The 20871-nt window shown below is 45.9% G+C and carries 16 protein-coding genes and 1 pseudogene; 6 read left to right on the forward strand and 11 right to left on the reverse strand.

Going from position 1 to position 20871, the window contains the following annotated elements:
* A pseudogene (locus PY364_RS12620) lies at positions 1-141 on the reverse strand (IS607 family transposase); the annotation flags it as partial.
* A gap of 305 nt (positions 142-446) precedes the next feature.
* On the opposite strand from PY364_RS12620, the gene PY364_RS12625 reads away from it, so the two are divergent.
* The 4 genes from PY364_RS12625 to PY364_RS12640 all read left to right on the forward strand — a co-directional run bounded on the left by PY364_RS12625 (position 447) and on the right by PY364_RS12640 (position 3647).
* Positions 447-569, forward strand: coding sequence for a hypothetical protein (locus PY364_RS12625; protein ID WP_275522961.1), 123 nt, complete (start codon positions 447-449; stop codon positions 567-569).
* Positions 570-679: 110 nt separating this feature from the next.
* A complete protein-coding gene (locus PY364_RS12630; RefSeq protein ID WP_275522963.1) occupies positions 680-1837 on the forward strand; it encodes a Re/Si-specific NAD(P)(+) transhydrogenase subunit alpha in 1158 nt (385 codons plus the stop codon).
* A gap of 43 nt (positions 1838-1880) precedes the next feature.
* Positions 1881-2174, forward strand: coding sequence for an NAD(P) transhydrogenase subunit alpha (locus tag PY364_RS12635; RefSeq protein ID WP_275522964.1), 294 nt, complete (start codon positions 1881-1883; stop codon positions 2172-2174).
* Positions 2175-2240: 66 nt separating this feature from the next.
* Positions 2241-3647 carry an NAD(P)(+) transhydrogenase (Re/Si-specific) subunit beta gene (locus PY364_RS12640; protein ID WP_275522965.1) on the forward strand — a complete coding sequence of 469 codons (1407 nt, stop codon included), beginning with the start codon at positions 2241-2243 and terminating at the stop codon, positions 3645-3647.
* Between the two features lie 195 nt (positions 3648-3842).
* On the opposite strand, the gene PY364_RS12645 is transcribed toward PY364_RS12640, so the two are convergent.
* The 3 genes from PY364_RS12645 to PY364_RS12655 all read right to left on the reverse strand — a co-directional run bounded on the left by PY364_RS12645 (position 3843) and on the right by PY364_RS12655 (position 7760).
* On the reverse strand, positions 3843-5501 hold the full coding sequence (locus PY364_RS12645) for an alpha/beta hydrolase (protein ID WP_275522966.1): 1659 nt from the start codon (positions 5499-5501) through the stop codon (positions 3843-3845).
* 126 nt (positions 5502-5627) lie between these two features.
* Positions 5628-6269 (reverse strand): YfbM family protein, encoded by a 642-nt coding sequence (locus PY364_RS12650; protein ID WP_275522968.1) that lies wholly within the window; start codon positions 6267-6269, stop codon positions 5628-5630.
* Between the two features lie 96 nt (positions 6270-6365).
* Positions 6366-7760, reverse strand: a complete 1395-nt coding sequence (locus PY364_RS12655) for an amidase (RefSeq protein WP_275522969.1) — start codon at positions 7758-7760, stop codon at positions 6366-6368.
* 407 nt (positions 7761-8167) lie between these two features.
* On the opposite strand from PY364_RS12655, the gene PY364_RS12660 reads away from it, so the two are divergent.
* Together PY364_RS12660 and PY364_RS12665 are read left to right on the forward strand one after the other, a co-directional pair.
* Positions 8168-9424 carry a type IV pilus twitching motility protein PilT gene (locus PY364_RS12660; RefSeq protein WP_275522970.1) on the forward strand — a complete coding sequence of 419 codons (1257 nt, stop codon included), beginning with the start codon at positions 8168-8170 and terminating at the stop codon, positions 9422-9424.
* Positions 9425-9534: 110 nt separating this feature from the next.
* Positions 9535-10338, forward strand: coding sequence for a circadian clock KaiB family protein (locus PY364_RS12665; protein ID WP_275522972.1), 804 nt, complete (start codon positions 9535-9537; stop codon positions 10336-10338).
* 72 nt (positions 10339-10410) lie between these two features.
* Here PY364_RS12665 and PY364_RS12670 read toward each other — a convergent pair whose 3' ends face one another.
* The 7 genes from PY364_RS12670 to PY364_RS12700 form a co-directional block, all read right to left on the reverse strand.
* Positions 10411-14826, reverse strand: coding sequence for a caspase family protein (locus PY364_RS12670; protein ID WP_275522973.1), 4416 nt, complete (start codon positions 14824-14826; stop codon positions 10411-10413).
* A 119-nt stretch (positions 14827-14945) separates the two neighbouring features.
* Positions 14946-15287 (reverse strand): DUF5615 family PIN-like protein, encoded by a 342-nt coding sequence (locus tag PY364_RS12675; protein ID WP_275522974.1) that lies wholly within the window; start codon positions 15285-15287, stop codon positions 14946-14948.
* Positions 15288-15290: 3 nt separating this feature from the next.
* Positions 15291-15617 carry a DUF433 domain-containing protein gene (locus tag PY364_RS12680; protein WP_275522975.1) on the reverse strand — a complete coding sequence of 109 codons (327 nt, stop codon included), beginning with the start codon at positions 15615-15617 and terminating at the stop codon, positions 15291-15293.
* An 80-nt stretch (positions 15618-15697) separates the two neighbouring features.
* Positions 15698-16039 (reverse strand): DUF5615 family PIN-like protein, encoded by a 342-nt coding sequence (locus PY364_RS12685; protein WP_275522976.1) that lies wholly within the window; start codon positions 16037-16039, stop codon positions 15698-15700.
* A gap of 3 nt (positions 16040-16042) precedes the next feature.
* Positions 16043-16369: a DUF433 domain-containing protein gene (locus PY364_RS12690; protein ID WP_275522977.1), complete on the reverse strand. Its 327-nt coding sequence runs from the start codon at positions 16367-16369 to the stop codon at positions 16043-16045.
* Between the two features lie 36 nt (positions 16370-16405).
* Entirely contained in the window at positions 16406-16705 is a 300-nt protein-coding gene (locus PY364_RS12695) for a hypothetical protein (RefSeq protein WP_275522979.1), read from the reverse strand.
* Between the two features lie 225 nt (positions 16706-16930).
* Entirely contained in the window at positions 16931-20719 is a 3789-nt protein-coding gene (locus PY364_RS12700; RefSeq protein WP_275522980.1) for a caspase family protein, read from the reverse strand.
* Positions 20720-20871 lie beyond the last annotated feature (152 nt).

Raw genomic sequence — 20871 nt, forward strand, 5'->3', positions numbered from 1 at the left:
GACTGTGATAATTTCCAGAACATCCGATGCTAAATCCTCTTCAAAGGTTGCATCCTCTTTTTTGTTTAGTATGATTACTTCAATATCGTGGTACTCACATACAGCAAAAATAAGTTCAGATCCGAACTGATTTAATTTTTCCATCGCTCTCCCAACGCCTAATGGTGTCTACACGCTCCGGCTTTGAGTTCCGCTAGTTCGCCTATACTAATTAGTCTGTCCACTGCTTTACCGAGAATTACCTGTTTAAAATGTAGGTAATTCTCGGTATTTTGTCAACTGCCGATAACCCTCTTTGACATTAAAGTTACAGAACCGCGTAGTGGGTTGATATATGATGTCACCCCAAAGACCCAGCAGTTTAACCTTATTAACAATGTATAAGACAAGTTAAAGAACTGGCTTGACCTTGAAGATCGCCGTTACCATCAACAAGGAGAAGTTTATTGCGCTGGAAGTTTGAACATAACACCCGATTATTTGCCGCTGGTGCTGAAGTCGTCCGGCCTCAGAGTGGAAATCGCACTCCTGGCCCGGATGCGCGAGTGGCTTTATTGCTCTCAGGATAGAGTCCCCTAGCGCAACAATATCTAGCGCATCAGAACCCAAGCTTGAAAAGGCAAGCTCTATCCTGTTAAGTGGCAATCCCAGAATTCCAACTAAAGTTTAAGGAGAGTTTATGAAAGTAGCGATCGCGAAAGAAGTCGAGGCCGGCGAGCGCCGAGTAGCCTTAATACCCGACGCTGTAGCCAAGTTAGTAAAACAGGGCATTGAAGTGTTGGTTGAGGCCGGTGCTGGCGAGCAATCCTTCTTCTCCGATATTGCTTACGAAGCAGTAGGAGCAAAGATTGTAGCCGATACCGCCGCACTGTGGGGCGAGGCGGATGTAGTGCTGAAAATTGGCGCACTGCAAGAGTCAGAAATTCATCAGTTGCGCGAAGGTTCAGTATTTATCGGATTTCTCAACCCCTTGGGAAACCCCGCTTTAGTGCAGCGTTTGGCTGAGCGCCAAGTAACGGCCTTCAGTATGGAAATGATCCCCCGCACCAGCCGCGCTCAAAGCATGGATGCTCTGTCATCTCAGGCTAACGTCGCTGGTTATAAAGCAGTGCTGATCGCTGCCGCGAGTTTGCCTAAATATTTTCCCATGTTAACCACCGCAGCGGGTACAATTCGCCCTGCAAAAGTGCTAGTGATGGGTGCTGGTGTGGCGGGCTTACAGGCGATCGCTACCGCACGTCGCCTCGGCGCAGTAGTGGAAGCCTTCGACATCCGGCCCGAAGTTAAAGAACAAGTGCAAAGCTTGGGCGCTAAGTTCATTGATGTTGAACTCAAGGAAGAAACAGTCGCCGCTGGCGGCTACGCTAAGGAACTTTCCGAAGCCTCCAAGCAATACACCCGCGAAGTGCTCACGCAGCACGTCGGCGCATCAGATGCAGTAATTACTACCGCTCAAGTTCCAGGCCGGAAAGCGCCCGTGCTTGTTACCAGAGAAATGGTAGCTCAAATGAAGCCGGGATCGGTAGTTGTTGACCTAGCTGCTGAGCAAGGTGGAAACTGCGAATGCACCGAACCTGGAAAAGATGTGTTGTGGAATGGTGTCACTGTGATCGGCCCGATTAATTTGCCATCTTCGATGCCGGTACACGCCAGCGAAACCTACTCGAAAAACATTTCATCTTTACTTCAGTTGATGGTGAAAGATAAGGCCCTCAATTTGAATTTTGAAGACGATATCATTGCTGGAGCTTGCGTCGCTCACTCTGGCGAAATCCGCAATCAGCGGGTACGCGAAGCTTTAGGCATCAACGCTCAACAGTTAACAGTTAACAGTTAACAGTTAACAGTTACCGATTACCAATTACCAATTACCAAAATTTATGGCATCAGGATTGATTGCAGGTTTAGTAGTGTTTGTTTTAGCGTCTTTCGTGGGCTTTGAAGTAATTAACAAAGTTCCACCAACGCTGCACACACCCTTAATGTCTGGTTCTAATGCGATTTCTGGGATCGCGGTTTTGGGTGCGATTTTGATTTCTGGTCAGGGAAATGTTAGCGTCACGTCAATTTTAGGGACGATCGCGATCGCTTTGGCGACAATTAACGTCGTCGGCGGCTTCTTAGTGACAGATCGGATGTTGCAAATGTTCAAGAAAAAAGAAGTGAAAGCTTAAGACTTTCCACCCTTTGGAAATGGGATTCTTTGTTAACTTCACGATTTCTACTTTCTTTGAGGACTTATGAGCGATTTTCTGCCTAGTGGCATTCAGTTAAGCTATTTAGTAGCTGCGTCATTATTCATCATTGGTTTGAAACAATTGGGATCGCCAGCAACGGCGCGTCAAGGTAATGTTTTAGCTGCGATTGGGATGGCGATCGCGATCGTTGGTACATTGCTGGAACGTCAAGTTGTCAGCTACGAACTAATTGTCGTCGGTATCATCGCTGGTTCCATTTTGGGAACAATCATGGCGAAAACTGTGGCAATGACAGATATGCCGCAGATGGTAGGTTTGCTCAATGGCTTTGGTGGTGCGGCTTCTGCCTTAGTTGCCGTCGGCGAATTTTGGCGCTACCTCAGCATCCCAGAATCACCGACACCTGATACTACGATCACGATCGTTTTAGGCGTGTTGATTGGCGGGATCACCTTTACTGGCAGCTTATTGGCTTTTGGTAAATTGCAAGAATTGCTTCCCGGTGCGCCGATTACCTTTCCCTTTCAGCAACCGATAAATGCTGGATTAGCGATCGCGCTGTTAGTCGGTAGCGCTTATTTAGTCTTCGATCCCGAAAATTTCCCTCTCTTCCTGGCTTTAGTTGCAATTTCTAACATCCTGGGCGTGATGTTTGTGTTGCCAATTGGCGGCGGCGATATGCCTGTAGTGATCTCGCTGCTGAACTCCTATTCGGGGATCGCTGCGAGTGTAGCTGGGTTCATTTTGATGAACAATATGCTAATCATTGCGGGCGCACTGGTAGGCGCTTCTGGGATCATCCTCACACAGATTATGTGTAAGGCGATGAACCGTTCTCTAGCAAGCGTTTTGTTTAGTGCCTTTGGTAGTAGCGGTGGCGGGGCGACGACTGCTGCTGCTGGTGGTGCGATCGACAAGACTATTCGCAGCATAGACATGGAAGAAAGCGCGATGATGTTAGGCTATGCGCGATCGGTCGTGATCATTCCTGGTTATGGGATGGCCGTAGCCCAAGCACAGCACGCTGTCCGCGAATTGGCAGATCAATTGGAAGGCCTCGGCGTTGATGTCAAATATGCGATTCACCCAGTAGCCGGACGGATGCCGGGACACATGAACGTACTATTAGCAGAAGCGAACGTGCCTTATCCGCAATTGTACGATATGGATGACATCAATCCTTTGTTTGATGAGACTGATGTAGCTCTAGTAATTGGGGCAAATGATGTGGTAAATCCAGCGGCCCGTCACGATACAGCTAGTCCGATTTATGGAATGCCAATTCTAGAAGTAGAAAGGGCGAAGCATACAATCGTAATTAAGCGCGGGATGAATGCTGGTTTTTCTGGTGTAGATAATGAGCTTTTCTACAAGGATAAAACGATGATGCTGTTTGGTGGCGCTAAGGATGTGGTTGCCAAGTTGGTATCTGAAGTGAAGCAGTTGTAAGTAATTTTTTACTTCAGATTAACTAAACATCACAGAGTAGGGAAACGGCAATGCCGTTTCCCTACACTTTTCTGAGACGAGTTCTTTCAGCATCAATTATAGCAACCGCCAAGGCGGTTAGGGGCTAGGGGCTAGGGGCTAGGGGCTAGGGAAAGAAGGGAAAGAAGGGGAAGGTTTAAATGTTATTAGAGGTGTCTATTGCTCCTGCTTGATAAAACTTTGTACTATCGCCTCAGCTTCAGCGGGAATCTCTGTAACTAACCGCACTGGAATTGCAGATGTAGAGGCAAATTGTGCATATTCTGGTGTTAGAAATATTGCATATTTCTCAGCATCGGGAGTGAGTTGAGCGGCCATCGCCAAAGTAATAGCTTTGATGTAGTTGCGAACGCTAACGGCGCGAACCCCGACAACTTCATCCCCTGTCACCGCTGTACTCGGTTTGTCTGCCTGATCTAAAGTCGCGCTGGGATCTTTTACGCTCAAATGCGTACCACCAACAAAACCGACTAGCCATTTAGGGGAGGGGATTGTGGAAAATCCTGCGATTTGTTCGGATAAGGCGGGAGTGGTTTTGTCGGCGGAACCGGCAACTACGAGGGTGGGAACTGCGATCGCACTCAATCCTGTTTCGCCAAATAGTAAAGATGTGGTAGGATTCATCGCGATCGCTCTTTTAATCCGAGGATCGCGTAGTTGATAGCTATCTTGTGGAAGTCCAGCCGCCGCGCACTGAATGCCTTCTCCTAAGCTGAATGTAATTAATTTGCTCTGACAGCGTTGTTTGAGCCTTGTCAGTTGCATTTGGGCCCCTGCAACTGATAATGCAGTCGCTCCGCCGAAGGAATAACCAACGATCATTGCATTGTCTGTGGCTAATTTTCCTCGCAGGGAACCATCACTTTGATTGAGTTTGGCGAGTTCATCGAGGACAAAACTGATATCTTTGGGTCGATCTATAAATTCTTGTGCTTCTAAAATTAATCCTTTACCTGCGATCGCAGCGTTAGTATGATCCGCATTGCTACCAGGGTGTTCTAAGGCGGCGACTGCATAGCCGTAAGAGGCTAAATGTTCTGCTAAATACTGCAAGTCTGTGCGGATGGAACCCAAGCCGTGAGAAAATACAATTACTGGTTTGTCAGCAGTTGTCGCCGCTGACGAGTAGACATCGAGGGGAATGCGGCGGTTGCGCTGACTATCAAATAAGTCTAATTTAAGTACCTTTACAGAGTTAGGGCCAGCTTGGGTGGGATCGAAGGGTAGTTTGATGTTGGGGTTGGTGGCCGCTAATTGAGGTGCGATCGCAGCCATAAACCGCTGTGTTTGCCAAAAACCTGCATTTAAGTTTTGCATGACTGCAAAAGCGCGATCCAAGTCAACGATCATCCGTTGGCCCGGATAAGCTTCGATAAAGCTGAGTACAGACAAACCCTCTGGCGCTGTCGATCCCAGTACCATCGCGGCTCGTAGCGCTTGTACACCCGCACCGTCGCGGCGAGGCGTGACAGTAGCGAGATCCGCGAGGATACCGGTGCCAATTTGGGTATTTAGCAGGTTGCTAACGGTGACGACGTTGAGTTGAATTTTCGTTTTCAGAGCACCGTAGATTTGGCTGCGCTGTTGAGATGAGAGCAACGCAGCATAGTTTTGCAGACTTTCTGGGAGTTTACCCGTTTCCACAAGCGATCGCAAATCTGCCACTGCGATCGACGACTCAAAAATTCCTTTGCGAATGACTACCGTTTCAGCAGCTTGTACAGGGGTTGCCATCCAGCCCAGGCTGCTGAGGGCGATCGCGCTTGCTATACTTACCGCTGAAGACAGATATCTGAATTTTGGTCGCATAATCATCTTTAACTCGCTCGGACTATATGTAGATATATCACCAATACTGTCAAAAGTTTTCCATGTCGGGTAAACTTCTGTAAATGGAATAAATCTCGGAGAGAAGAAGAAACCCAAAGTGCGATCGCCTAGTTAATCCGATGATATGAGAATTACTTGATTATTTGCAGCAGCCTCGTTGAAGAAACGAACTAGATCGTCCTGAACGTTCATCAAAAACATCCAAGATTCTTCATCCCACTGCTCCTCTTGGGCATAAATTTTTGCATTTCCACTATCAAATCTAGTTCGCAACTCTTCTCTCGAAACTTGATTCAGAGCTAGAGCAATCTCCTTAACTTCATCAGGTGTTAGATAACGAACATAACCATAGCTAGCCTTAAATTTGGTTGGTCTACCGCCCAAGACTACATTACTCAGCGGTGGTTCAGCTTGAGTTTCATCAAAAGCAATCTCACCAGTCAGTAGATAATGAATTGCTTGCCACTCTTTCTCGATGGAGAGTTGCGTTTTAGTCGTGTCTAGATTATCTGCATAAACACTTGCTTTATCTCGATATAATGCTTCTCGCACTTGTGTTGAGATTTGTTGCATCAACTCACGTTCATTCTGAGCTTGAGCCTGCATCAACCGATCTATTTGAGCGGTGGAACTGGAGTCCTCACCGTTAAAAAATTCCTCAGCCAATTTAGGATTGCCTTGGAGTTCAGCAAATTTTTCTGGTGATATGCGTCGATAGTTAACCGTAATTCCCATCGTTCTGAAGCTTAGCACTTAATCTGAAGCTTAGCACTTAATATGTTGCCAACTCATCCAGAATTCCCAAGCGACAACCATGTTGTCATGTATATCACGCAGCTACAAGCCACTCTAAAAATCCAAAACTGGAAAAGGTTTCGCCGCTTCAATCTGAGCCGCTAAAGCAATTAAAGTAGCCTCCGCCCCCGGCCTACCAATAATTTGAATTCCCAGGGGTAAACCATTAGTATCTAAACCCGTAGGAAGTGCGATCGCAGGTTGACCGCTAGCATTAAAAGGCGGACAAGGAGCAATCCAGTGAATAATTTTCTCCAATGTTTCCTCTGGAGTCAAATTTGCCCACTCGCCAACTCGAATTTGTGGGTACATATAAGTCGGCAATACTAGCACGTCAAAGTTATCAAAAAAACCGACAATCCGGCGGGCAATAACTTGCATTTGAGACACAGCTCCCAGATATTCTCCAGCAGAACGAGTTCGATCTAATAGCCAGCGGTTCATCGGTTCTAGTGCTGGGGCGGGAATCCCACTAGCTGCTACGCCTGACTGCCAAATTACACTAAACGGCTCAATTAAACCAGTAAAATCAGGACACCCAGGTTCAATATTATGACCTAATTCTGATAGTAACTTTACCGTATCCATTACTGCTTGCTGACACGATGATGAGACTTCTCCCAGCGGAGCAATTGTCGTCGAAAAAGCAATTCGCAAGTTACTCAATTTTTGGTCAGCAGCCTCTAAAAATGATGATTCTGGGTTTGGCAACCAGTAAGGATCGCCTGTAATATAACCCGACATTACATCCAAAAGTGCCGCCGCATCTCTGACAGTCCGAGCCAAGGGGCCATTGGTAGAAATACCGCTTTGATAATCACCTACAGGCGCGTGAGAAACTCGCCCTCGCGTGGGTTTAATACCCACTAAACCACAACAAAAAGCTGGGCCGCGAATTGAGCCACCACCGTCAGAACCTTGAGCGATCGCACATAACCCCGCCGCTACAGCAGCCGCCGCCCCCCCACTAGACCCTCCAGGGGTATAATCCAAATTCCAGGGGTTGCGTGTCGGTGGAAAACCTTCCGGTTCCGTATAAGGCAAAGATCCCACCTGAGCCGTTGCAGTTTTGCCCAGAATATTAAATCCAGCCCCTTTAATCTTGGTTACAGTGCCATCATCATAGGTAGCGATGTTGTTGAGCAAAGCCGGAACTCCGTAGGTACAGCGGACACCAGCAACAGGATTAAGGTCTTTAATCGAAATCGGCACACCCAAAAAAGGCGGCAAATTTGCGCGATCGCTAGTTCTTGCTAAATGCTCAGTTTGATATCTAGCGAGTGCGATCGCCTCCTCCGTCATCACAGTCACATAACTGCCCACTTGAGAATCCAATCCCCCGATCCTTTCCAAGTAAAGCTCAGCGAGCTCCAGCGGCGACACCTCACCACTGCGGATCAGCCGCGCCTGTTCAAGGGCTGAAGAAAATGCCAAATCTACCGAATTCATTTATTTGCCTACAGAACTAACGCCTGCTACAGAGCAGTCATTGTAACGATAAAAATTATGTAAATTCTAGCTTTTAGCAAAACTTTAACAATTTTGATACTTGCCGATCTAAACACATGGGAATTCTTAAACACACAATTTTTACGATGGTTCCACAAAAAAGTTGATGTTTACTACTTTTTTATAAATCTTAGTAAAATCTATCTTAGGTTGTACAACGATTTTACTGCCATCCTGCTAGAGAAAGAATATTTGATTTCCCGCTCCGGGAGTCAAATCCTCTTGAAATAGATCCGTCTGAATAGCTAAGCTGTTCAGTAAAGCGCACAGCATCCTAATTCAGCGTTACCAGACCTGGATAAATCCTTTACCCAAGCAACCTTTCCCCCTAAACAAGGTAGTGCACTATGACACAATCACAGCGTCCGCCAGCACCCCGTCCTCCAGTTCCCGGCGCTCCCCCACCACCGCCCCCAGGAGGTAGGCCGCCAGTTCCTGGCGTACCCAAAGCAGCAGCACCACCGCCGCCACCACCTGCTGCACCAGCCGCTCCACCTCCAGCCGCTGCACCCCCAAGTTCTTCAGGCCCAGGCCCAGCCGCCGGCAACGTCACCTTGAAGGAGCTGATTCAGCGAGCTAAAGATGAGGGCATTTCTGACCTTCACTTGGGAGTAAATGAACTTCCTCGCTTCCGCAAACGCGGCGACATTACCGATGCAGGTTATCCCGTAACCGATTTAGACACTTTTATGAGTTGGCTGCGGGAGTGCATGACAGACGAGGAAATTGCCTACTTCCAGAAAAACTTAGACTTTGACGGCGCTTTTGACTTTGGCTTTACTCGGATTCGGATCAGCGCCTTTGACTCCTTAGCTGGCCCAGCAATGGTATTGCGTCTAATTCCTGCGGAAATTTTGACAATGGAGCAATTGAGGCTACCGGAGGTCTGTAGGAAAATATGCGGTTATCACAAAGGCCTAATTTTGGTGACAGGGCCGACGGGTTCTGGAAAATCCACCACAATGGCCGCGATGATTGACTATATTAACAAGAACAACTCCCACCACATCATCACCATTGAAGACCCCGTAGAATTTGTACATACCAGTCGCAAATCTTTGATCAAGCACCGGGAAGTCGGCCGGCACACCCTGAAGTTTGTTAACGCTCTCAAAGGAGCTCTGCGGCAAGACCCGGACATGATGCTAGTGGGAGAAATTCGGGACAGAGAGACGGTGGAAATCGCTCTCAAAGCGGCCCAGACGGGTCACTTAGTAGCAGGGACGCTGCACACGAACAGCGCGATCAAAACCCTGACCCGGGTGCTGGATATGTTCTCCTCTGAAGAACAGCCCGCTATGCGGGTTTCAATCGCTGAGTCCTTGGTGGCAATTATTGCTCAATTGCTATGTAAAACTACAGATGGTAAGCGGGCTGCTTTCCATGACATTCTAATCAATACTGATGTGGTTAAGGAATACATTCTGAAGGGGCAGAATGAGGAAATTAACCAAATCATGATTAAGGATACTTATGAGGGGATGACAACAATGAACAAGTCTCTTTATGGACTTTATCAAGAAGGTCGAATTACTGAAGAGATTTGTATCGAGCAGTCGCCATCTCCGAACGAAATGGCTCAAATGCTCCGAGGTCGAGTTTAATCGCAAATAAAGATGTTAACGGTTAACGGTTAACGGTTAACGGTTAACGGTTAACGGTTAACGGTTAACGGTTAACGGTTAACTATTAACTATTTCTTTGGTATTTTTCTTTGAATTCCGATCGCCCAGCCTTACCGCAACTTTTTAAAGGCATCGCACTTTTTACACCTGGGGGAGATTTAATCTACTGTATCGACCCCAGCAAAAAAAGTCGATGGCATTTGCATTTATGTGCAGCTTTACAGGAAATGCTGGGTTTGTCAGAACCTCCTCATTTTCTCGTCCCTTGTTACACAGCAACTATTGACCTATGGCTCGATCCCCAGACTCAGCAAGTGCGAATTTCGGCTGAAGCTTATCCCCCAGTTTTGCGACACCAAACTTTACTTAATGCGCTGTTTGAGACTGGAGATTTAGTTTGGCACGTCCGGGTTGAGGAATTGTGCAATCCGATGGTGATCGCTACTTATTACAACCAATTTCCTGAACTTTGGGAAAACCATGAGTTAATTGTACAGTTTCCGAGTGGTGACTCTCAGAATGAAGGTGAGGCGGGGAGCTTGTTGGCGTTACGGCGGCGGAGTGGGGGAGTTGCGCGATCGCTTTATGCAGATGCAGAACCTATCCCACCATCGGAAACTCAAGGATATGTCTTACGCTTGTTTGTTTCTGGTAATAACGCCGCTACTGAGCGCACTCTTAACACTTTGCACCAGGTTTTAGATCAAACTCTTGGTCAACCCTATACTTTGAAGGTGATTGATGTTTTTAAGCACCCCGATCGAGCAGAAGCGGATCAAGTTTCTGCTACGCCTACTTTGATTAAAGTGTGGCCGCACCCGGTGCGACGGATTGTGGGAGAGTTAGGTGATGTTGATACAATTTTGCGCCTACTTGCTGTTTCGGAGTTGTAGTATCAAATCCGTTAGCATTGGTTGAAATTATGAAGATGTTATAGGATTTTTACTCACTTTTGATATTACTGGCTATTTGCAAATATTGCGATCGCTATCCTTGAGATTAACATTATTTGTGAGATAATCTTGGAGGCGATCGCACCCTCGCCGCAACAAATCATCTAAATCTAAACTATACAAACTAATAGTTCGATCGTAGCTACCGCTAATTAAGACTTTTCCATCAGGACTAAAACCAACGCTTTTAACTTGTCCCTGATGGCCAATTAGAGTTTTAATCAGCGTACCATCTGTAGCATTCCACAACTTAATAGTATTATCAGCACTTCCCGAAGCTAGAATCTTTCCATCATGACTAAAACTAACACTTACTACTGCATTTTGATGTCCCGTTAAAGTCCGAATTTCCTTACTAGAATCAGCATTCCAAAGTTTAATAGTATTGTCAGCACTTGCAGAAGCTAAAATTTTGCTGTTAGGATGCCAAGCTACCGCCTGCACCGCCTGAGAATGTCCCTCTAAAGTTTTAGCTAAAGTGCCGTCAGAGTTAAACAATTTAACTGTTTTATCGTTGCTACCAGAAGCTAAAAACTTGCCATCAAAACTGAAAGCTAAACTTGTAACTCCATCGCTATGTTCAGCAATATTTTTTAGCATTTTTCCATCAGCTATATTCCACAATTTAATTGTCTTATCATCGCTGCCAGAAGCTAAAATATTACCGTTTGGACTAAAGGCTACACTTGTCACGCCTTCGTTATGTGCTGCTAAATTTTTAAGCTGTGTTCCATCTGCTGCATTCCAAAGTGTCACTGTTTTGTCATAGCTGCCAGTAGCTAAAATCTTACCATCAGGACTAAAGCTAATAGATGAAACCTTATTACTACTATATAAATTGATGGTTTTTAAAAGAATTTTATCCGCAGTGTGCCATAATTTTACCTGTCCGTCAGCACTAGCTGAGGCAAAAGTTTTACCATCAGGATTGAAACTTACACTCTCAATAAAACTGTCATGTCGCAGTGGAATATCGCCATCTAAACGCCAGATTTTCACAGTTTTATCAGCGCTAGCTGTTGCTAAATTCTTCCCATCTGGACTAAAATTAACACTCGTAACCTGATCGCCATGTCCCTTAAATTGATTAAGCAAAATTGCATCTGCACCGCCTGGTTCTAAACTCCAAACTCTGGCTGTATAGTCATCATTGCCAGAAGCCAACATCTTACCATCGGCACTAAAACTAACACTAATTGCTCCTTTTTCTTGTTCTGCAAAATTAGCAAGTATTGTGCAATCACTTTTCCAAAGCTTTACTGTTTTATCCAGACTTGCCGTTGCAATCATTTTACCATCTGGACTAAAGCTGACATCCATAATATAATCAATATGTCCTTTACAAATCTTGGATTTATTGCTATTAATGCTCCATAATCTCAAGGTTTTATCTTCACTTACTGATGCTATATTTTTGCTGTCTGAACTCCAACTAATGCGCGTTACCCTTTCAGTATGACCTGTCAAAGTTTTGATTAAGCTACCGTCTAGGTTCCAAAGTTTTATAGTTTTGTCATCGCTGGCAGTTGCTAACATTTTACCATCGGGACTAAAACTGATGCTGTTTACTTTTTCACTATGTCCGGTGAAACTTTTAATAAGGTTGCCGTCAATATTCCAAAGCTTAACTGTGCCATCGGAACTTGCAGAAGCTAACAGCTTGCCATCGGGACTAAAACTGAGATCGTTTATACTTCTTTCATTGTCTGTTAAAGTTTGGAGAAGACGACCATCAGCAGTCCAAAGTTTTATGGTTTTGTCAGAACTTGCAGTTGCTAATATTTTCCCATCTGGACTATATTTTACCGCTTGCACGCGATCGCCATGTCCTTCTAATCGATTATTTTCCTTCCCATTATCAATAGCTTGCTGTAAACTGCCGACAGTTTCTACAGCCACATCGCCGCTGACATTCATGGCTGTTTTTAATTGCTTACCCGCTTTTATTCCAGCTAAAAGTGCATCAATCTGTTGATTAGAAAGTAACTGAGATTCAGACAAAGAAGCTAAAGCATCGATCTGATTTTCTATCGCACGGTTGCGCTGAATTAAGGCAATAATTGCAGCTAAACTGACAACCGTTACAAATGTGCCGACAGCAGCAATAACGCGCAAACGGTTATTTCGCCTGCGTTGAATGCTACGTTTAATAAATTCTGATTCGTATTGATTGAGCCAATTATCATCAGATATTAATACCTGTTCTAGCAAGTCAAGACGCGGATTGTTATCCCAAAGAAACCCAACTTGTTTATTATTAATCCACTCCTTGGCGACAGGAGTTAATAAGCGTTGTAACGTCAAAGTTTCCTGTTCCTGATTTTTCCACCGTTGCAACTTATCCCAGCCGCGCGCGATCGCATCGTGAGCAGGCTCAACATAAGCCTCACCACCAGTTTCCTGTCCTCCAACGAGCAACCGCGCTTCCGAAAAGCGCCGAATTACCTCACTTACTCGCTGATTCTCACTTAAATTTGTATAAACCAACTCCGATCGCGCCACCCGCCGCCGCGCCAATTCCCCACCTTCAACTGCCACCATCCGAAGCATTACGCGCCTTACTGTGTCGTGATAAGCGCTGTCAAGTTGCACCAGTTGATCATATTCGGCGGTCGCTCTTTGTGTGAGAGAACCCGCAACGCCGCCCAATTGTTTGTAATCGTTCTCACTTAATGCCCGATTATTGCGCCGACTTTCTAAATACTTTAGATAAAGCTCACTTAATGTAAATGAAAGCAGCGGTAAAGCTCCCGGCATCTGCACGACTTCGTTAATCAATTGGTCTGTGAGACTGGATGGCTCAAAGTATAATACTCTTTCGGAGGCTGGGCCCTCGATCGCTTGCCGTAACTCGTCTTGAGTCATCGGCGGTACGACAAAGCGAGCGTCTATCCAGTAAGCTTTGAGAGCAGAATCAAGGAATTGAGCTTCAAAATCTAGCCTAACAGTAAGTATAAGCCGTAGTGATTCTGGATGCGCTGCGATCGCGCTTTCAAGTTGCGCCAAAAATAGCGATCGCTCCTCTTCATCAGACATTGTTACCAATTCCTCAAATTGGTCAACCACTAGCAGCAACTTTTTCTGAGGATTAGCGCTACTCCAAATAGTAACTAGATCGGCAAATTTACCAACATTTTGCCGCAATTCTTCAGTCAATTTCTGAATCCGTAGAATATCATTTCTCTGCTTTTTCCGATCTGTACCTTGGCGGTTAGATATATTTTCATCTATCAACAAAAGTGTTCTAGCCAGCGAGGTTAAAGGAGATTCACCTGGTCGTAAAGGCCCGATAACTGTAACAACGGATGAATTGTCAATTTCTCCCTCACCTTCATCTGCGGTTATTGCCCTGCTTTTCGCTTTTACCGTTGAATTTCCGTTTCGCCAGCGAGGTATTAATCCCGCTTTAACCAAACTAGATTTACCCGTTCCTGACGCGCCTAAAACCACAGTTAAGGGATGTTGTTCGACAAAATTATACAACTTTTCGATTAACTTTTCCCTTCCAAAAAACAGATTGCTGTGTTCTTCATCAAAAGATTCTAAACCGCGATAGGGATTATTTTGTCGATTGAGTTCTGGTGCTGGTGGTAAGTTAAGTTCGTGACCGGGAACTAAGAAGATAAATTCGCCTTTATCGTGTTTTGCTAACGGCCACATTCCAGGAGTTTGGCGGTGGCGCTGTTCTGCTGAGTCGGGTTCGACGCGATCGCGCACGTATAAAAAAAGTTCAGTAGCAGTGATCACCCCATCACCACTAGGTTGACCGTCTTTCGGCGGCGGGAACAAGTCGGCGCGGCCTCTGAGCCCGTCAAATAAAGCTTCTGCGAAAGGGGAATGGTTGCCACTGATGCCGCGATCGTCTTTTAATGATAGCGAATCGAGGGCTTTTTGGTCGTGGGATGCGGAGGTGATCGCAACCCATGCGGGGTCTTTGATGAAGCGATCGTACCTTTCTTGGTGGATGACTTCGGGGTAGGCGAGGAGATCGCGGGTGGCGGCCCAGCGGAAGGCCCCGGCGAAGCAGCAGTCAAGGATGGCGAGGAGGTGGCGACAGGGGAGGGATGCGATCGCATCGTGTACCTGCTGCATCGGCACAAAAGTGCTGCTATCACCGGGTTGTGCGTCTTGCGGGATCACGTATCCTGCCGGCCCGTCATCGTTATCAAGGGCGATGCCGTGTCCGGCAAAGTAGAATAGAATGCGATCGTTTTCTCCTACTTCTTGGGGTAGGGTTTCTAATAGTAATATTTGTAGTTTTTCGCGGGTAACTTCTGAATCTAATAATAATTTTACATCATAATTATGATGTTTTTTAAGGATGCGGGCGAGTTCTTTAGCATCGTTAGTAGCAGTTCTCAGGGGAGAAATGCCATTTTTGTAATCGTTGATGCCGATGACGACTGCGAGAGAGCGTTTAAATTCCATTAGTTTTATTTGTGTAGGAATGCTAATTATTGCCTTTGTTCAATAGTTATTTTTTGTTTTGGAAAAGACGCGATCGCTCTCCCTATAGTTTCGATTGACGCACCCTACTGCTGCTAAACTTACTTCGGTGGACGGATTACTCTAATCAATAAACCTCTCAATGTTTCCGCACTAGAAATCGCTTCATTAATGCGTGTAGCTAGTTGCTCCCAGTTGCGGTCGTCTTTGCAGACAATTATACCAGCATGATCTGGTTGCAAAATATGCAGCCTAATGAAATCACGCCAATTGTTAGTCAAAACGGCGCGGTCATTCCTGATAGCAAAGGCTAGCACTTCTTCATCAGGAATTTTTTGGTTAGCATTTCCAGCTTCCTGTACTCTCAGGACATCGTGACCCAAAGCGCGTAGTAATTCTACGACCTGTATTGGGTATTGTTCATCTGCATATATACGCGCCACTTTTCAATCTTCCTCATTTTCTCGGATTGCCGTTTCAATCTCATGAGGATATGCTTCAGCATAAGCCCAAGCATTTGCCAAATCAGCGGCATACAAATTCGGATATGACTCTAGGAGATCGGCTTCGCTGTAACCTAGACGGCGAGCATTTACCAGTCCCCAAATTGTAATTCTAGTCTGTCTGATACACGCATCACCACCACATACGCCAGGAGTTTTTTCAATCCCTTGCCAAGTGTTACTTAAACTTTGGGTTAATATTTGTATGGCTTGGGCTTTCTCGTCTGGGGTTAAAGCCAAAAGTTGCGCTTGCAATTCTTTGAGTGTCATAGTTGCGATTGGTATGCTCAAAAATATTCAACTTAGTCATCCCAGAGTAATTATAACACTCTCTTTATCAGATTATCTCCTCACTCCGACGGACGGTTTACTCTAATCAATAAACCTCTCAATGTTTCTAATGTAGAAATCGCCTCATTAATCCGTGTAGCCTGCCGTTCCCAATTTTGGTCGTTTGTACAGACAATGATACCTGCATGATCGGAGTTTAACCGATGTAGTCGAATAAAATCAGGTCGATTGATTGTCAAAACAGCGCGGTCATTGCTAGTAGCAAAGGCTAGAACTTCATCATCAGGAATTTTTTGGTTAGCCTTCCCCGCTTCCTGAACTCTGAGGACATCATGCCCCAAAGCACGCAGTAATTTTACCACTGGAAATGGGTATTGTTCATCTGCATAAAGACGAGCCACAGGTTATGCCTCTTCTTGTTCTCGAATTGCTGTTTCTATCTCCAAAGAATGTGCATCAGCGTAAGCAAAAGCATTCACCAAATCTGCGGCACTCAAATCGGGATGACCTTCTAAAATATGGGCATCAGACGCACCTTGATGGCGATAGCTGGCTAGCAGCCAAACAGGAATGCGCGTTTGTCTAATACAGGCCTCGCCGCCCATCACGCCGGGAGTCTTTTCAATTCCTTGCCAACTGTTACTTAAACTTTGGGCTAATATTTGTATGGCTTGGGCTTTCTCATCTGGCGTTAATGCCAAAAGTTGTGGTTGCAATTCTTTGAGGGTCATAGTTGCGATTAGTAGGGTTAAAAATATTCGGCTGAGTTATGCTAGAGGTATTATAACACTTTCCTCTCTCTGCTTAAGATGTTCTGCCTCGGTTATCTGTTTCCATTCATTCTGTTCGCGCAGATAATCCAGCCGTGTTTGTTCTTCTAATGACAAATAACGCTGAATAATTTCTAGCAAAGCATATTCTTCTGAATCTAACGCGGTTTCATCTCCTAGTTGATTAGCCTTTAAAGACAAAGATTCGAGGAGTGTAACTGCTTCTGTTAACATTTCCTTGGGCAATTTGTCAATTAATTCAATCGCTCTTTGGTGAATGTCTATTGATGCCGTCATGTTCCACCTCTTTAGTTCAAACTGATATCCTGTCCGGTCTTTTCTTTCTTGTATGGGCGGGGCGGGTTTATGAATATCTGGGCTTTGAAATTAAGGATACTGGCGAACCCGCCCCTACAAGAATCTATATTCTATAAGAACAAATCAATCGGATTTGATCTGACTTAAATTATAACAGTTGTAGAAAACGCGGTCTAAATGCGATCGCGCTCCCGAATCCAAAATTCAAAAGAGTTGACTACTTTTATTCTCCAACTTCGGCGCTTCAGGAACAGGCCGCATTAACAGCATGACATTCATCAGCGCGATCGCACTTAGCAACGTCACAATTACAGCAAAACCCCCAATCAACCAGTGACGCTCAACAGTTATATGTACCAAATCCGGGGCTGCTCTGCTAACATTGTGAGGAACAGCAGCCGCAGACACCGATACAGGTTCAATATTTGCTTTAGCCACAGCAGGAGTCACAACTGGCGGCGCTTCCACAGGTGCAACATCCGATCGCGCTTCCACATCAACAGGCCCAGAAGACACTAAAAGAGGCATTTCAGGAGCATTAGAAAGCGCGATCGCTAAGGCCTCCAACCCCTCAGCAATGCTCAAATAACTGAAATGATCGCAGCCAACCTCCGAAATCTGCGGCTTTCTTCCCAAACCCAACTGCTTCATAGAAGCGACACTGACCGTGATATCATTGGGTTGACCAAACATCGCCATATTCCCAGTCATTCCCCCCGCCTTCTGCATCATGCGCTCGAAGGTACTCGCTTGGCCGTTCCTCTGGGCCAGCGCCGCTGGCTGGATGGACTGATTACCGGCTAACACTGTATAAGGAATATCAGGATCGGGACTCGCCGCCAGCTTCTTCAGGAACTCCGATCCCGGCTGCATTTGAGCTAGAGAGACGCTTGCAGCTTCTACAGTCCCCTTTAGTACCAAATCGCTGAGCCACTTTACCGGAGGCGCGATCGCAGTCACCCCATTGATCGCACTTAGTAACGCCGTTTTCGCCAAACTCTGCACCGTCGCCCAGGGAGAACCGCCATTCGGCGGCCCCAATAGCACTAAGTGCTGCACAACTCGATTGCCCTGTTCTTGTTCAATGAACCACCGCGCCACTAAGCCGCCCATTCCTTGGGCTACGATGTGCAGCACTTTGCCATGATTCGCGCCCAGTCCAGCCAACTCCAAGCGGTGCTTTAACGATCTCGCATTCTCCTCAATGGGAGTGTTTATACTTTCATAATCAAAAGTGAGAACGAGGTCGTAAAGCTCGCTGAGAGGGCGCTCCTCACCGTTTGCTTGTACCGCTACTTGCCCGATGCCAGGAACCATTTTTTGAGTATCGCCGAGAATGCTGTGGGTGAAAAGCAGAATCCGCTGAGCCTTGGCCACCTGCCTTCTCACTTCGTGAATGTCTTTCTCATAAGATACTTTATCGCTTGTGAGAAGAGCGGCGATCGCTAAAATCGGATATTCGTAATCGTAGCCCAATTTTTGCAGGGCGACTTTCTGGAAAAAGATGCGGACAGAACCGCCGAGACTGCGACTTCCCGATGATACCGGATCGGGCAACCGATCTAATTTTATCTCTGTTTGGCCGCGATCGCTCCTTTTCCCCAACCCCGCCGGCACGAAAAATTCCCCATCATAGCCAATCCCAATCAGCGCCTCATTTTCAGCCAATGGCGCATCAATTATCAATTCTAGCGGCTGTTCGGGCGTTACGGCCGCTGCATCTTCCACATTGCTGAGCTCTAACGCACTCAATCCGGGGTCAGTACCGCGACTGGCTGTAAATTGGAAAGACTGGATCAACTCTGGATTATCCCGCAAAATTGGCGGCAAAATCATATTACCTACATCCCGCGTCGCTTGGGGAATCGTCGTTAAACGCGCATTTGCCTTTAAACTGGGATGCGATCGCATTTCTACACCCGCACCCAAGGAAACTGCTTCTCCCGTTTGGGGTATCGGTGTCGTTTCCTGCGGCCGAACAGTGGTAAATGTAATCTGAGATGTCACCCAATCATCCCATACTTCATCCTTCTCTGGTTGAGATAAAAGATCGCGAGTTTGTACGCGGTTCATCAAGCGATTCAGAACGCTTTTTCCTCCCTTTCCCGCAATCTTAATTGCACGAGTTCGAGGCGCATCTAACCTTTCTTGTTCCAGCAATGTTGCATCAAATTCTGCTGTACTGACGATCAATTTTAGGATATCTTTAAACTCAGTAATTCCCTGTTCCCAGAGTTCTTTCGGAACTGTGGCATAAATCGGATTTCCCCCTAAAACAAATACGCATTCTCTTGGTTGCAGCCAAACACCGCCAGAGGCAAAAAATCCCGTTAAAATCGCGTAAGTTTCGGTTAAATCTAATAAGGCACAGTAAAGCGGCTCGTTGCTACGATTGATTAATTTTATCCTAATAGTTGGCTGCTGCCATTTGCCATTTTCATACTTATATTCTAAGCGAATTTGTTGCGCTTCAATTTCGGCTTCACCCTGATAGATTTTCACTTCCACTGCATCGGGGTCAATCCGACTGGAGGCGGGACTAGAAAGTTCAGCGATATTCGTCCAACGGGCGATGTGTTCCAAACGCGCGATCGCTAAATTAGCATTACCTTGGTTATAACCAGAAATTTGAGCCACCAACGGGCGATCGTCTGTGGGCCGAGCAATGATATACTCGCCATTACGAGCAATTAACCGAAATTCAGCTTGAATTGCTGTTTCTACTTCCCCAACATACATCGAAACTTGACCTTCCGGCCCCGCTTGCTGTAACGCTTCTCTTGCTAGTTTTACGCCTGCTTCTTCTCCTTCAATACAAACACCCAAAGGCGGCATCGGTAGGCTAGTAACAACTGCCTTGAAAGTTTTTTCTACATCCAGTGAGTTATCTACAGTTGTACAGGAAATCTTGCTGACTTGGGGCATAACTTCGGTGACATCAGCTTCTGCAAAGGAGTTAGAAAGTTGCTGCAAATCTTCGGGATTACTATCCATTGCAAACAAAGCTAACCGCGTCGTTTCTTCCCCTACTACTGGCGCGATACCGTGTACTGCGCCGCCGTCAATTATCCAGCCGTACTCTTGATGATAACTGACAGTAAAATAAGGAGTGCGTTTTGCGATCGCGCCGCCTAAAAACGGCTGGTCTAAATCTTCTAAATTTGTCGCTTCCAACTGCGGCGACTGAGAGGCAACTTTGCTGCGGACTAAAGCATTAGTACGTTTAAATACATCCCGGTAAGTTAAACTACCATTAGCGCGTTGCAAAGTATCTAAAAGAAAATAGCAAAAAGCGCCGCGATGTTGTCCAGTACCGTAATATTCCTTCGCTTCTTCACAGTCGCGACAAGCTGCTAGTAAAACGTGACGACCGCGTGGTATGCTCCAGCCAGTAGGATTTTGTTCGGGACTGCGAGATGTTGATACTAAGTTACTAATTTCTTCTGAGTTTAAGATAAAACTTTCTATCGGTCGCGATCGCCTATTTGCAGGTGTTCGCCTTACCCCAGTTTCCTGCAATTCCAAATTCCGAGTGCCAGAACCGGAATGGCAGCAATCCATAATAATTGTAATGTGCGGGTCTTTTTTGGCAACCTCAGATATCAGTTTTGCTAATTCTTTATCGGCCAAATCCCACCCACCTTCTTGACGGGAATCCCAACAAACCAGAGATTCGTGGAGGCGGTTAGGTTCTAAGTGCCAAAATTCCGGCGGTGCGGGTTCTTGAGAACCATGTCCGCTGTAATAAAATAGTACAATATCGTTGCGATTAGCTTGGTTGAGGTGTTTGCGGAAACCGTCGATAATTGCTTCGCGGGTAGCTTGTTGATTTTTGAGGGTGAGGAGGTGGAGTTGGTAGTCATCGTCAGAGGTGACACGCGATTGCAGATACTCTTCAAAGGCCGTAATATCGTTAACACAACCTCTCAAAGGTGCGACTGGGGGGAGATACTGGTCAATCCCAACTAGCAGCGCGTAAATGTTGCGAGTCATAGAAAAATTTTAGCGGTAATTGGTAATAAAGCAATTTGCAAGAGCCATTAGCTTCTTGCTGATACCGACACCCCAGTTTCCAGTATTTTATACCGACTATAGAACTTACGCAAAAATATTTGTAACGCCGCCATCCTGGCGGTCAAATAACC

The sequence above is a fragment of the Kamptonema sp. UHCC 0994 genome (assembly GCF_029167235.1).
Lineage (GTDB): Bacteria > Cyanobacteriota > Cyanobacteriia > Cyanobacteriales > Microcoleaceae > Kamptonema.

Excerpts from the sequence above, each read along its gene's own strand:
- PY364_RS12630 (WP_275522963.1), top strand. The coding sequence starts at position 680 with ATGAAAGTAGCGATCGCGAAAGAAGTCGAGGCCGGCGAGCGCCGAGTA.
- PY364_RS12635 (WP_275522964.1), top strand. The coding sequence starts at position 1,881 with ATGGCATCAGGATTGATTGCAGGTTTAGTAGTGTTTGTTTTAGCGTCT.
- PY364_RS12640 (WP_275522965.1), top strand. The coding sequence starts at position 2,241 with ATGAGCGATTTTCTGCCTAGTGGCATTCAGTTAAGCTATTTAGTAGCT.
- PY364_RS12645 (WP_275522966.1), bottom strand. The coding sequence starts at position 5,501 with ATGATTATGCGACCAAAATTCAGATATCTGTCTTCAGCGGTAAGTATA.
- PY364_RS12655 (WP_275522969.1), bottom strand. The coding sequence starts at position 7,760 with ATGAATTCGGTAGATTTGGCATTTTCTTCAGCCCTTGAACAGGCGCGG.
- PY364_RS12660 (WP_275522970.1), top strand. The coding sequence starts at position 8,168 with ATGACACAATCACAGCGTCCGCCAGCACCCCGTCCTCCAGTTCCCGGC.
- PY364_RS12670 (WP_275522973.1), bottom strand. The coding sequence starts at position 14,826 with ATGGAATTTAAACGCTCTCTCGCAGTCGTCATCGGCATCAACGATTAC.
- PY364_RS12680 (WP_275522975.1), bottom strand. The coding sequence starts at position 15,617 with ATGACACTCAAAGAATTGCAAGCGCAACTTTTGGCTTTAACCCCAGAC.
- PY364_RS12690 (WP_275522977.1), bottom strand. The coding sequence starts at position 16,369 with ATGACCCTCAAAGAATTGCAACCACAACTTTTGGCATTAACGCCAGAT.
- PY364_RS12695 (WP_275522979.1), bottom strand. The coding sequence starts at position 16,705 with ATGACGGCATCAATAGACATTCACCAAAGAGCGATTGAATTAATTGAC.
- PY364_RS12700 (WP_275522980.1), bottom strand. The coding sequence starts at position 20,719 with ATGACTCGCAACATTTACGCGCTGCTAGTTGGGATTGACCAGTATCTC.